The 13,184-nt window shown below is 44.5% G+C and carries 14 protein-coding genes; all 14 read left to right on the top strand.

The genetic code is table 11. The features are described 5' to 3' along the window. The first annotated feature begins 1 nt into the window (after position 1). The 14 genes from traM (at position 2) to WG904_RS02240 (ending at position 13,178) form a co-directional block, all read left to right on the top strand. Positions 2–1,213 carry a conjugative transposon protein TraM gene (gene traM, locus WG904_RS02305; RefSeq protein WP_339577663.1) on the top strand — a complete coding sequence of 404 codons (1,212 nt, stop codon included), beginning with the start codon at positions 2–4 and terminating at the stop codon, positions 1,211–1,213. An 11-nt stretch (positions 1,214–1,224) separates the two neighbouring features. Continuing rightward, positions 1,225–2,067, top strand: coding sequence for a conjugative transposon protein TraN (gene traN / locus WG904_RS02300; RefSeq protein WP_339577662.1), 843 nt, complete (start codon positions 1,225–1,227; stop codon positions 2,065–2,067). Positions 2,068–2,119: 52 nt separating this feature from the next. Beyond that, complete coding sequence (locus WG904_RS02295) at positions 2,120–4,159, top strand: TraM recognition domain-containing protein (RefSeq protein ID WP_339577661.1); 2,040 nt, start codon at positions 2,120–2,122, stop codon at positions 4,157–4,159. Between the two features lie 46 nt (positions 4,160–4,205). Next, on the top strand, positions 4,206–4,634 hold the full coding sequence (locus tag WG904_RS02290; protein ID WP_339577660.1) for a hypothetical protein: 429 nt from the start codon (positions 4,206–4,208) through the stop codon (positions 4,632–4,634). 10 nt (positions 4,635–4,644) lie between these two features. After that, positions 4,645–5,136, top strand: a complete 492-nt coding sequence (locus WG904_RS02285; protein WP_339577659.1) for a M23 family metallopeptidase — start codon at positions 4,645–4,647, stop codon at positions 5,134–5,136. A gap of 4 nt (positions 5,137–5,140) precedes the next feature. Next, positions 5,141–5,302 carry a hypothetical protein gene (locus tag WG904_RS02280; protein ID WP_339577658.1) on the top strand — a complete coding sequence of 54 codons (162 nt, stop codon included), beginning with the start codon at positions 5,141–5,143 and terminating at the stop codon, positions 5,300–5,302. Continuing rightward, positions 5,292–6,518, top strand: a complete 1,227-nt coding sequence (locus tag WG904_RS02275; RefSeq protein ID WP_339577657.1) for an ArdC family protein — start codon at positions 5,292–5,294, stop codon at positions 6,516–6,518. Before WG904_RS02280 ends, WG904_RS02275 begins: the two co-directional genes overlap by 11 nt. A gap of 28 nt (positions 6,519–6,546) precedes the next feature. Next, positions 6,547–7,353 carry a DUF4099 domain-containing protein gene (locus WG904_RS02270; protein ID WP_339577656.1) on the top strand — a complete coding sequence of 269 codons (807 nt, stop codon included), beginning with the start codon at positions 6,547–6,549 and terminating at the stop codon, positions 7,351–7,353. Next, positions 7,353–8,000 carry a hypothetical protein gene (locus WG904_RS02265; protein ID WP_339577655.1) on the top strand — a complete coding sequence of 216 codons (648 nt, stop codon included), beginning with the start codon at positions 7,353–7,355 and terminating at the stop codon, positions 7,998–8,000. Before WG904_RS02270 ends, WG904_RS02265 begins: the two co-directional genes overlap by 1 nt. Before the next feature lie 109 nt (positions 8,001–8,109). Further along, the gene (locus WG904_RS02260) at positions 8,110–8,766 is read left to right on the top strand and encodes a hypothetical protein (protein ID WP_339577654.1); all 657 of its coding nucleotides are present in this window, start codon (positions 8,110–8,112) and stop codon (positions 8,764–8,766) included. Between the two features lie 125 nt (positions 8,767–8,891). Then, positions 8,892–9,050 (top strand): hypothetical protein, encoded by a 159-nt coding sequence (locus WG904_RS02255; RefSeq protein ID WP_339577653.1) that lies wholly within the window; start codon positions 8,892–8,894, stop codon positions 9,048–9,050. Between the two features lie 203 nt (positions 9,051–9,253). Beyond that, the gene (locus WG904_RS02250) at positions 9,254–9,415 is read left to right on the top strand and encodes a hypothetical protein (RefSeq protein ID WP_339577652.1); all 162 of its coding nucleotides are present in this window, start codon (positions 9,254–9,256) and stop codon (positions 9,413–9,415) included. 140 nt (positions 9,416–9,555) lie between these two features. Next, positions 9,556–10,554 carry an AAA family ATPase gene (locus WG904_RS02245; protein ID WP_339577651.1) on the top strand — a complete coding sequence of 333 codons (999 nt, stop codon included), beginning with the start codon at positions 9,556–9,558 and terminating at the stop codon, positions 10,552–10,554. 2 nt (positions 10,555–10,556) lie between these two features. Further along, positions 10,557–13,178, top strand: a complete 2,622-nt coding sequence (locus tag WG904_RS02240; RefSeq protein ID WP_339577650.1) for a S8 family peptidase — start codon at positions 10,557–10,559, stop codon at positions 13,176–13,178. Positions 13,179–13,184 lie beyond the last annotated feature (6 nt).

The following is a 13,184-nucleotide window of genomic DNA, read 5'->3' as shown; positions in this document are numbered from 1 at the left end:
TATGAAAATCAATTTTAAGCAACCTCGGTACATGCTGCCGCTGATCCTGCTGCCTTTTTTGTGCCTGTTCTTTTACGCTTGGAAAAGCAGTTTCGGCAAAGAGGCACCAGTACAGCAAAAAGGAAATACACTACAGGACAATGTTGCAGACGTTTCCCAAGATGTAAAGAACAAGGGAATTGAAGATAAACTGGATGCCTACCGAAAGCAGTATAAAGATGCGGACGGTTATACCGCCGTTGGAGAAATAGGCGAAGAACAGACCGGGAGGCAAAATGTCCCCGATCTCTATAACCTGACGGAAAAGCGCATGCTAGATTCAATCGAAAGGGAAATGAAACGCAAGTACGGCAGCGCCATTTCTGAACCTCGCAAGACGCATGCTTCATTTACCGACCCCAACCCCAGACCACGGCAAGTAAGGAATTATGATCCGGACCGCGACCTTGCAACCGCACTTTCCAAACTGAAACAGCAACCTCCAGCTCCACTGCAGCCCACAAGTTCAGCGCAAACAGACCCGATGAAGATTTTTCGGGAACAGATGTCGCTGATCGACAGCATGGGCAAGGCGAATGATCCTGGCTACAGGTCCGAGCAGGCCAGGGAGAAAGCCATGGCACTTGCAGAAAAAGAGATGAGAAGTGCGAAAAAGCTGAGCGTATCCAAAACCTCGGCATCTGCATCGCTTTTCAATACCATTTCACCTGTCACAGAAGGAAGCTTTATCCGCGCCATTGTAGATCAAAATATAACAGGGTATGCAGGGTCAAGGCTTCGCATCCGCCTACTGGATGACATGAGCGCTGGAAGGTTCCTAATAAAAAAAGGAACTTATCTGTACGCCCAGATCACAGGTTTTACAGGCCAGCGGGTCAACCTGTCGATCAGTTCTGTTTTTCAGGAAAACAATATCCTGCCGGTCAGGCTGGATATTTACGACAATGACGGCTTGCCAGGGCTTTATGTGCCTGCATCTGCCTTCAGGGAATTTTCAAAAGCACTTGGAAGCGATGCCAGCCAGGGCTTGACCATTCAGCAACAGGCCGAAAACAACAACCAGCTGGTGATGAGCATGGTCCAAAAGATGTTCCAGTCCACAACCACTGCGGTCAGCAAGTTGGTACGAAGCAATAAGGCAAAACTCAAATACAATACAGAGGTCTATCTCATCGACCCCGAAGCACTGAAAAACACCCAAAGCAAATATTAACCCACCTCATTATGAAGAAATCTATTGTTTTTTTGATGGCCATCTTTTTGATGGCCCAAGGACTCTATGCCCAGCAACAGGCAGTTATGTGCCGCAAAGACCTGCCCGAAATAGCTATCGGACCAAATATTTCACTTCACTTTATTTCCCCTGAGCCCATTCAGTATGTGGATATATCCACGAATGCCATTGCGGGAGACCTGCCGTTAAAGAATGTGCTGCGGTTAAAGATCGTACCTGACTCCGCCAAGCACTTTGAGCTACGAGGTAATTTGGCGGGGATCGTTACGATCGTTGGGGAAAGCTTTATCGCACAGTACAATCTGCGCTACACCGAGAGCCTTGCGCCCACAGTTCCCGCGCAGATCAATATCCTACCGGAACATACCCGGCCGCTGGAAGTGCCGGGAATTACCCTGACCTCCAAAGAAATGCAGGATTTTGCCTTAAAAATCCTGACTGAGCCGACAGGAGGCAGCCTTCGTAAATCCAGGGCATATGGACTACAGTCCAAGCTAAATCATATATATACAGTTGGGGACCACATTTTTTTGGACATCAGCTATTTCAACAAGAGCAACCTGTCTTATCAGATCGATGAACAGCGCTTTAAGATAGAGGACAAAAAAATCACCAAAGCGACCAATGTCCAGTCCGTTGAAATCAGTCCGGTCTGGCAGTTGTATCCGAATACCTCATTTAAAAAACGGTACAGGAACGTATATGTGCTGAAAAAGGCAACCTTTCCAGGTAACAAGATTCTGAATATTGAACTGACCGAAAAACAGATTTCAGGCAGGGTGCTCACCCTTCAGATCAGATACAGCGATATACTGAAAGCAGACAGTCTATAAATTTCCAGGGAAGCAAGCCAGCGGCTTTTTCCGTCCAATAGAAAAATTACATATGGAAGAAACCAAAGAACAGCAGAGCCTACACCGCTTCCTGCAATTTGGCATCTATTTGTCTGTCCTAATCGAAATCTTCCTGTTTTTTTATGCCGATAGATTAATTGCTCAGGATCATGCGGACAAATACAGCCTGCGCTTTTTCGCTGTCAGGCTTGCCAAGATACCATTCTACCATCAGCTACTTTACAGCAAGCTGTTTACCCTGCTGCTGATCTGCCTGGTTTCGGTAGGAACGCTCAGCAGAAAAAACAAGGACCTCAACCCCAAAAACCATATCGTTTATCCATTGGCTGCGGGACTTCTCATCTTCTTCTCGGGGATATGGTTCCAGGGAAGGCGACCGCCCGCCATTTGGATGGGCGCCGGCTGGTCCGATTTTGCCTATATCGCAAGTGCGATAGCCGGAACCCTGCTGATCCATGTCGCCATGGATAATGTTTCCAAGATCATCAGCTCAAAACTGGGTAAGGATAAGTGGAACATAGAGGGCGAATCATTTATGCAGCCCATAAAACCAATAGACACGCCGTACTCGGTGAACATACCGATGCTGTTCTATTATAAAAAGAAGGTGCGAAAAGGGTTCATACCCCTGGCAAATCTGTTCAGGAGCCTGCTTTTGGTTTCGGTGCCAGGAGGAGGAAAAACTTTTTCGGTGATCATACCCATCATCAAGCAGTTCATTGCCAAATCTTTCACCTTATGTGTATACGATATCAAATACCCGGACCTTGCCAAGGTTGCCTATCACCATTATCTATTAGCCAAACAGAATGGCAGATGCCTGGATTATAAATTCCACGTCATCAACCTTAACGAGCCTGAGAAAAGCAGGCGGATAAACCCGTGGAAAAGGCAGTACCTAAAGACGCTTGCCGATGCATCCGAAACTGCCGAAGCTTTGGTCGAAGCCATGAAGAAAGGCGACCGCTCAGGTGGCAGTGACCAGTTTTTTACCCAATCAGCAATTAATTTTCTGGCTGCCTGCATCTATTTTTTTAGTAGGTACGAGGATGGGCGGTATTCCAGCCTGCCACATGTGCTTTCTTTTTTGAACCTAAAATACGATGAGATTTTCAGTACCCTTTTTTCGGAGCCTGAACTGGTATCGCTATTGTCCCCATTCAGGACTGCTTACGATGCCAAAGCTTTCGATCAGCTCGAAGGACAGGTCGGCACCCTTAAAATCTTTATCAGCCGCCTCGCTACTAAGGAAACTTTTTGGGTATTTAGTGGGGATGATTTTGAGCTAAAGATCAGCGATCCTAAAAACCCATCGATTCTCGTTCTTGCCAACGATCCATCGACGCAGAGCATCAACTCGGCATGTTATTCGGTGGTACTGAATAGGGTAACCAAGCTTGTAAATACAAAGGGCAACCTCCCCGTCGGACTGGTCATTGACGAGGCACCAAGCCTTTACATCTATCGCATCGAACAGGTCTTGAGCCAGGCAAGAAGTAATCTGGTGGCGTCGGTCCTGGGTATTCAGAGCCTACAACAGTTCCAGCAGCAGTATGGCAAGGAAACGGCTGCCACGATCACATCGGTGGTCGGCAATGTGCTTTCCGGATCTGTACAAAACAAGGATACCTTGGAATGGCTGGAAAGGCTTTTCGGCAAGGTAAAACAGGAAGGTGAAAGCTTGAGCATTGACCGTAGCAAGGTATCAGTTTCCCTGAGCGAAAAGCTCGAACCATTAATTCCCGCAGGTAAGATAGCAACGCTGCGGGCAGGTGAAATGGTAGGACTGATCGCTTCGGATGCCGTAGAAACCTATACTGGGAAATACCAGCCATCAGCGGTCAACTGCCGCATCAATTTAGATGTGCAGGCCATCAAAAAAGAAGAGAAGGGATATCGCGACCTACCGGTCTATTTTGATTTCAGCGGAAGGAAAGACGAAGTCCTTCGGCAGAATTTTCACCGTATCAACCGGGAGGTCCAGGAGCTTGTAAGCCTCTTCAGGCCCTCTTCGCCAAATGCCACCATACCACAGCCTAAAGGAGTGATGAAACAGACCTTTAAAAAGTAAGCGCAGCCTAGTTTGAAAGACAATTTTTCACTTAACATCTAATATTATGGACGATTTAACGGGGAACCTGGTCATGGTACACCCTAAATTAGAAAACGATCCCGTAAACCGTCAGGCGCAGGTCGGGATCGTCACCAGCGCAGACCTCGCCAAAGATGAGGTGTACGTCGGTTTTGGCAACAGCCCGGTCGGCCTTTATTCAACAAACGCCCTACTGGTGCTTAAACCCCACAATGATCTCTATCAGGATATATTGACAAATATCAAAAACATGGATACACCAGACTTTAAAACACTGATGGAAATTACCATTCTTCAGGAAAAAGGCTCGGTAAACTCCCTTCGCGATGCCATGGAACTGGCGGCGACCAATGAAAGGACACTGGCCTACAGTACGGTTTCACTTCAGGATAAGCTTGGTCTTGTCAGGGAAGAAAGTCACCAGCAACAGATCACCGCCGGCGTTGGCCGATAAGCACCGACAATTGAAAAACTATTTTATGGGGACTCTGCTTTTTCTGGCGCAATTTTTTTTGGGTGCCCATGCACAGCAACCCGCAAACGTCAGTCTTCCCCTGATGCAATTAAGGGTCAATTCCCCGTTTGGTATGCGTATCCATCCCGTCACGGGGCAGGTCGACCTACACAAGGGAGTTGATCTGGCCGCCCGCTGCGAGCCAGTTCTCAGCATTATGGACGGCATCGTGAACGAAACCGGATTTAACCGCTTTCTGGGAAGTTATATACGAATTGCACACGGCGAATTCCAGAGTATATATGGGCACCTTTCACAAATCCTGGTAAGCCCAAATGAACACGTAAAAGCCGGTCAGCTCATCGGTGTAACCGGCTCAACTGGCAGGGTAACTGGGGAGCACCTGCATTTCAGCATCCGTTTCGGGAACAGGTACCTCAATCCGCTTCAAATTTTAGGGTCGCTGTTATTGCCCGAACAGCCGCCCCCAAACATCAAATAATTTTATGAAAAAACATTCAAGATCACTGGAAGATAAGTTAGATACACTTGCAGCTGGCCAGGCCATAGGTCTCACCGCCGCTGAAGCCGCCGTTTACGGAGTGGATTATGCAGATGAACTGCTCGAGGATGACGATAACGAACAGGAGGTTGAAGATGAGCAGTGATAAAGCAAAGGCGCTGCACGTCCAGGTTGCGGAAAAACTTATCGAGCAACTTCAGGCAGGAACCGCTCCCTGGCAAAAGCCATGGACTAGCGACAATGTTCCTGCTTTTGAGCTGCCCTACAATGCCATTACCGGAAACCGATATAAGGGCATCAATACTTTTTCCTTAATACTTGCCGGCTATGAGGACCCGCGCTGGATGACCTTTAACCAGGCATCGGCCAACGATTGGAACGTCAAAAAGGGTGAAAAAGCTTCGCTGATCCAATTCGTGAAAACCACCGATCTGGTGGTCAAAAGGGACGAAACCGGAAAACCTGTGCTGAACGCAGAAGGGCAACCCGTCAAGATTTCGGTAAAACTTGACCGTCCAATCGTTACCAGTGCATGGGTGTTCAATGCCGCACAGGTAAACGGGATACCTGCCCTGCAAAGGCAGGAAATCGGCAAACTTGGCTGGGACCCGATTGAGCGGGCCGAAAAACTGATAACCACATCGGGTGCAAATATCATCCATAAGCCGGGTGATAATGCCTATTACAGTCCTATTCGTGATAAGATCACTATGCCCATTAGGGAGCAGTTTGATGCTCCGGATAAATACTACGCAACATTGCTCCATGAACTGGGACACTGGACCGGACATAAAGAACGGCTTGACCGCAGTATGATGAACAAATTCGGCAGCGAAGCCTACGCCCGCGAAGAATTACGGGCGGAAATTGCCTCCCTATTGATTGGACAGGAATTAAGGATTGGCTACGATCCCGGCCAGCATACCGCATACGTAGACAGTTGGATCCAGATCTTGCGGGATACGCCATTTGAAATCCATGCCGCGGCGGCCGATGCGGAAAAGATATTTAACTATCTCATCGCACTGGAACAAAAAAGGGAAATCACCGCAACAGTGCAACACGTTGAAGCAGAGCATCTTCCCAAGAATAGGACGGATTCCAAATACCTGATTGCTGGGGATGAGATCGCCTATAACGATACCACATACAAGGTCAAGGGCCATTTAAAACAGGGACGTCTTCAGATGGAAGACCAAGGCTCCGGAAAAAACTTTATCCTTTCCAAAAACGATGCGCTATACGGCTCCCTGCTAGATGCCAAACAAAATCATGCAAGACAGGCCACCACCACGGCTGAAAAAGAAATATCGGTAACCCAGGATACTGAACCAGCCGCCGCCTACGGAGTGCGACGCTAAACCATTAAGAATTACAATCAGTTAAATTATGGAAACATTGATCAAGGAAAACGAGTTGCCACTTAAAGAACTCGAAAAGCTCGGACTTTACCAGGACGGACAAATGAACCTGAGCAGTGAAGACCTCGACGCATTGCTTGCTGGAAGAAGAACAGATATGCGCAGTTTGGTACATTTAAAGATGGACGGATTTGCAATCCGTCAACTAGATGCCAAACTATCGCTCAATAGAAATGAAGACGGTAGCATTGAGGTAAACCTACATCCGATCTACAAAGAGGTTAAGCCACATCCCCTGCTCAGCGATTCAGAAACTAAGGTGCTACTGGACGGCACATTACAGTCCGTACAGAAAACCTATGAGCAGGCGGATAAAAAACTTTCGCAGCTTATCATCGAGTACGATCAGCAGACCAGGGAATTTGTCGGCTATGATCCAGATCAGGTAGAAGTTCCTGTTAAGATCAACGGGGAAAACCTTTCGGAAAAGCAAAAAAAGGCATTCCAAAGTGGAAGTATTGTCGAACTGGAAGACGGCACACGTATCCAGCACAGCGCAACGGACAGTAAAGGAATCAGGTCTGACCGAAAGGCACTGATATTATCAGTACTACTGGACGGTGGAATTTCTTATCTGCTGCTCCGCGGTATCCGCAATCTGGCAGGAAACAATGATGAACAGAAAGAAGGATATACTAAAGGGTACAACCAGGCACTTGCCGACAGCATGGTAGGTAAGCCTAAAAGAGAAGTTGAAATGACAGTTGGAGAACATATCGATTACTCCCGATCATCCCAACATAGCCGAGGTTATGGGCGCACTGCCTCTCGTTGATGTTTCCTTTGTGCGATCTTGTTCCGGCCGGACTTAATCCCGCCGTGCAGGCGTATTTTTTTAGCTGGGTGACTATAAAAGACGGTTTTCTGTTGTTTTTTTATCAAGGCCAACACGGGAACCTCGCAACAGAATACTGGGCGCCGGCCCTGCACCTGGTTCCCGTATCATCTGGCATCTGGCTGGTCCACGAAGGATTTGCAGTACAGGTGAGGCATTTGTTCATTGGCGGGTCCGCTGCCGACATCCTTTGTTTCTGCCATTTCAATCCTGAATGGCTAAAGGGTGATTGTACTGTAGCCTTTGCTGCACTGGGACTATTGCCAAACGCCGCCCAGATAGTTTTTTTAAAAGAACGATTCCCCGATGCCAAAGTTCATACTCTTTTTGAAAGCGGAATTACGGGCAAGGTGACGGATTGCAAAATCGCTTTATGGCAAAAAAGTAAAGATGCCAGTTTCAGGGTTTCGGGCGACCTAATCCAAATCAGCTACAAAAACCGTCAATATAAAATTCCTCTAAACGATTTTTCACTCAACCGATTTGAAACTACCGTATCTGTCCGCAGTAAAATCCGTACCCATAAACCGAAAGGCTGCCTGGGTTCTTATCACGAATTTTTTGTGAACAACCAAAATAGAAGATAACAGCAAATGTCCCCTGGTTCCTACGGACCAGGGTGCTTTGCCGTGCATCAAAATGATGGCTTTGTAAATCAAGATATATAACAAAACAATGAGCTAATAAATAAACATTATGAATATTGAACTGAAAAAAATCCATCACAGTGTGCAACTGAGCAGGGAAACAGAAGCGTTCACCGCGGATCTTTATATAAAAAATATCCATGCCGGCTATGCCGAAAATGCAGGACATGGCGGCCCAACAGATTATCATCACAAAGATGAAAAAGGAAGAGAACTGATCAAAGAAGCCGAGGTCTATTGCAAGGCACTACCGCCACTGCAATATCCTGCTGATAAATACATGGAAGCATTTTCAATAGATATGAATCTTGAACACTTTATAGATGACCTATTGAACAAACATGTTGAGAAAAAGGAACATGCCAAGTTTAATGCGAAAATGAACAAGGCGATGGAACGAGGTATAGTTTATGGCATAGCTGGGGATTCATTTACTACACTTTCCTTTTCGGTTCCTTTTGCAAAAGTGCTCGCCCATTCAAATGTTACAACCATAATTAGAGACGCGATTGTCAACAAGATTTTACCGGACCTTAAGGATGGTAACATTATTCTAAGCACCAATATTCCCGAAAATATTCTAAAAGAGGCTGGGCTAAAACAAGACCAGTACGTAAAGCCATCAGTCCAGGATGTTGGGCAGTCCAATATTAAAGCCGCAGAAGATAATAATCTGCAAAACATCGCCAATGGTAGGTCAAGATAGAAGTTTTATGAAGCGTTAAATTATTAAAAGACCGTATTTCCAACTTGCATTTAGAAAGCAGATTTTTTAAACCATCTTGATTTAATGTTGCTTTTGATGGTATCATTCACCTAAAAATTAAGATTATGCCAAGAGGAAGCAAAGTGGAAAGGAATTCGGTTTCCAATCAGCAACATGAGATCAAATACGACGCAGATAAATTGAACGTGAAATCTGCCGCGGTCAAGGATGCCAAAAAGGACGGCTCGAACCAGCGGAAAGAAATCGAGAAAAAAATTAAGTAGCGTTCGCAATAAATCTGCCCTGCCAGCGTCTTTATATATGAGAGCGTTAATTTAGAACGGGGAATGGTCATTATGATTGTTCCCCGTTTTTCTTTTTGCCTAATCTTTAGGTGTTTGACCCTTTTTGAATCTTAGATTTTTTCTTTAATTTTAATGATGAGGGAACTTGAACCACCATTCGAGCTGGAACTGGAAGGACAAAGATGCTCGGAAAGTTGGTGCAGCGCGAAGTTGATGAATTGCCAGTATTGACGTTAGCTCGGGAAGATGAAAAAACTGCACCTTATCCATCGCAAAATAAGCAGGCACAGGTTCGGGAAGAAGCGCCGAAGAAAGTTTTCCATGGAGGAAGAAAATTCAAATAAGAGATCTACCATAAGCCGAAATTAAGCAAGCTTTTCATGCAAGTTTCAAATCAAAATGATAAAATTGCAAGTGTTGCTTCCAATAAATCAATTCTTTGGCTATATTGTTGATATATTTGTAAATTACATTATACAAACTCATGAATCAAGATCTTCTATTAAGGCTGTTTCGGTCGATTGACGGTGAACAAACTGATGACATTGTTATGGTGGCAGAAGGGATTATTGAAGATGAAAGGAAAAAAGGCCACAATAAGCTCGCAGATCGTTTGAGTGGTATATTGTCCAAAAACGTGAAGAGGGCTCATTCGCTTAAAGGGGAATTAAGGAATATTTTTGGGGCATCTCCGCTGATTCCCACAGATAAACGCAGTAATATTCCATTGGCAATTGAGGTTCCTAGGGATCAATTGCGTCACGAAATGATTCTTTCTAAAGACACAGAGGAAAAAATAGAACGCATTGAGAAAGAGTTTCTTTCCCGCGAAAGACTCTCTCATTTTGGTCTAAAACCAAAACGACGTATTTTACTGCATGGTTATCCTGGTTGTGGCAAAAGTATGAGTGCCGAAAGAATTGCGTGGAATATTGGCCTTCCATTTCTTAAGGTGAAATTTGATGCGGTAGTATCCTCTTATCTTGGCGAATCTGCGTCTAATTTGACTAAACTTTTTGAGTCAATCAAAAACTTTCCATGCGTACTTCTACTGGACGAGTTTGATTTTATAGCGCAATCCCGTGAAAATAAGCAAGACGTTGGAGAGATGCATAGAGTGGTAAACATTTTGTTGAATGTACTTGAAGATTTTGATGGCCCTGGACTTATTATCGCTACAACAAATTTGGAAGGAGCAATCGATAAAGCATTATTTAGAAGGTTCGATGATATCATCGAGTTGAACAAGCCTAGTAAGACCGAAATATCGAAAATTTTAAAGTCTACATTGGCCAGTATGAAAGTGGATAAGGAGGTGAACTTAAGTCAACTTTCAGATAAATTGAAAGGGTTCTCTGCAGCATTATGTGTCAAGGTTGCTATGGATGCTGCTAAACTTGCCGTAATTCAAGGGGATGGAACCATTACAAATAGTTTTTTTGAACGTTCACTTCAAGAAAACCAGCGCTATAATAAAGAATAAAAATGTCTGAATTTCCGCATCTCACACTCAAACAAAAACTCCAAGGTTCCTATCAGTTTAAAGGCGTTCCAATCGACAAGGTTGTTCAGGATCAAACCCAGGCTAACCTAAGTAATCGTGATTCGCATGGAAACCAACTATCAGGATCCGCATCAAGTGTAAAAGAAGAACACGAGACTTACTTACGGGAAAGAGAAAAAGCTGGGCTACCCGATATATATTCTAAAGAGATTTTCCCATTACTATTACAAATAGATCCCCTTGATTTTGATGTAGAATCGCTAAAAAGCTTTGGTATTGAGATTATTTCTGAAGAAGAAGACGGGTTTATTATCGGTTCCAATAGCGATAATTTTAAAGCTTTAAGTGAAAAAATAGCTGTATTTATTGCCCAGGAAACCGTTTCCAAAAATCAGGCGGCAAAATTATGGCAGATTGTTGGAGGAGAGCAATGGCGTGTGGAGCATATATTGTCAGACGGCCTTAAAGCAAAGTATATAGCAGGGATTGCTGACCAGGAAATACTAACGCTTGATGTTTCAGTAGCTTGCTATGTCAAGTTTGATGAACATCCTATCCAAGTAGCTGAAGAAGAAGATGGACACTATGAAAATTATGTGAAGGAATGGAAACTCAAAAATCCAGAGCCTACAGATAAAAAAATGCGTAAACAGACTCGTAGAGAGCCTGACGAGAAATATACCAAGCGACTTGAGGACTGGGAAGAAAAAACAAGAATAAATCACGAGCTAAAGGATAAACTAATGATGGAGCGGCAGGACCAGCTGTACGACTTTATCGAAAATGCCTATCAGGGCGAAATTTTAAGCAGCTTTGTTGAGCTTAATGATAGTTTTGGCTTTCGAGCGAGTATGACTGGACAAGGGTTTAAAGATTTTTTAAGGGCCTATCCCTATGTATTTGAGATAAGTGAAAGCGAAGTTGTCCAAATGGAAAAAGGGCATGACGAGGAAAATATCGAGTTCGATCATATTGAGATTTCAGCGCCAGGTCCAGATTCGCCTGTAGTGTGCATCATTGATAGTGGTTTGCAGGAAAAGCATATCCTTCTTGAACCCGCAATCTTGGATGGCTTGTCGATTAACTACGTAGAAACTGAACAGACAACCAGCGACTTAGTTGCAAAAGGAGGGCATGGAACGAAGGTTGCAGGGGCAGTACTTTATGGAGAGGAAATTCCCGATTCAGGATCCCATGCTACATCAATTTTTCTGGCAAATGCTCGCGTATTGAACAAGGACAATCTCCTGCCAAAAGAACTGTACCCAGCAGAATTGATGGAGTTTATCGTGGATGATTTTGATGGGGTGAAAATTTTCAATCTCTCCATCAACTCACAGGTGTCCGCTCGAACCACTCATATGTCTAGCTGGGCCGCAACTTTAGATAGGTTGATTTTCGAGAGAAACCTATTATTTATTGTTTCAGCGGGAAATATACCCTCTGACAGTGTCGTGCCAACAATTCCTGGGATTTCCAATCACCTGAACATGGGAAGGGTTTACCCTGAATATTTGAATGAAGCTTCATCAAGAATTGCCAATCCAGGTCAAAGTTTACTTTCCCTAACTGTAGGTTCAGTTTGCGCCGCGGATTTTGAAGATGATGACAGGGTTTCTTTTGGCCGAAAAAATGACATATCCTCTTTTTCTAGATCAGGACCTGGAATTTGGAATTCAGTTAAGCCTGATGTAGTTGAATTGGGCGGAGATTTTCTAAGGGAGAAAAGTAGCTCCTTACTGACTATTCATGACCAGGTTTCTATAAGAGTTGTAAAAGCAGGGCCTAACAGAACAGGTTTTGGAATTGGAACTTCTTTTGCAACTCCGAAGGTGACACATATTGCAGCCATGGCAGCAAAAACAAACCCAGGATTAAGTAGTCTGGAATATAAGGCGTTGGTTGTACAATCGGCGCGGTTGCCAGACCCCCTTTTGTATAATCCTACGACAGAAGTTCTGCAGCGTTTCGGTTATGGTATCCCGAACTTGAACAGAGCTACTCAAAATTCAAAGCACAGGATAACGTTCTTGGCAACAGGAGAAGTGTCACCCTATCAGGCAAATTTATATTCGCTGACGATTCCTGAAGAATTAAGGAGGCCGGGTAACAATTTTGAAGTGATGATCGAAATTACATTGACATATCATGCCAATCCCCGAAGAACAAGGAAAAAACTCAAATCATACCTTTCTTCCTGGTTAAGTTGGGAGTCTTCAAAAAAGGCTGACTCATTTGATCAGTTTAGCAAAAGAGTATTAAAAGGAATGGGAAAGCCAGAAGAGGAAAGCACATCCGAAACAACGGGGAATATTCCATGGGTTTTATCTCATCAAGGTAACTATGGTGTGGTTAAGGACATGAAACGCCAAGATAGTGCAACGCAGAAAGATTGGGCAATGGTTGCGTCTAACCAACTTCCACCTGAACTTTCCTTCGCTGTGATCGGACATAAAGGATGGGAGAAAGATATTAGTCAAGGCGTACCTTTTGCGATTGCAATCTCGTTTGAAATCATAGGGAAGGAAATGGAAATTTATGATCAAATCAGCATCTCAAATCAAGTAGACATAGAAGTGCCGATAGTGGCGATGGAAAGATAACCGACT

The organism is Pedobacter anseongensis (assembly GCF_037482965.1).
GTDB lineage: Bacteria > Bacteroidota > Bacteroidia > Sphingobacteriales > Sphingobacteriaceae > Pedobacter > Pedobacter anseongensis.
The sequence above is the reverse complement of the archived record's forward strand: the minus strand, read 5'-3'. Positions and strand labels throughout refer to the sequence as shown.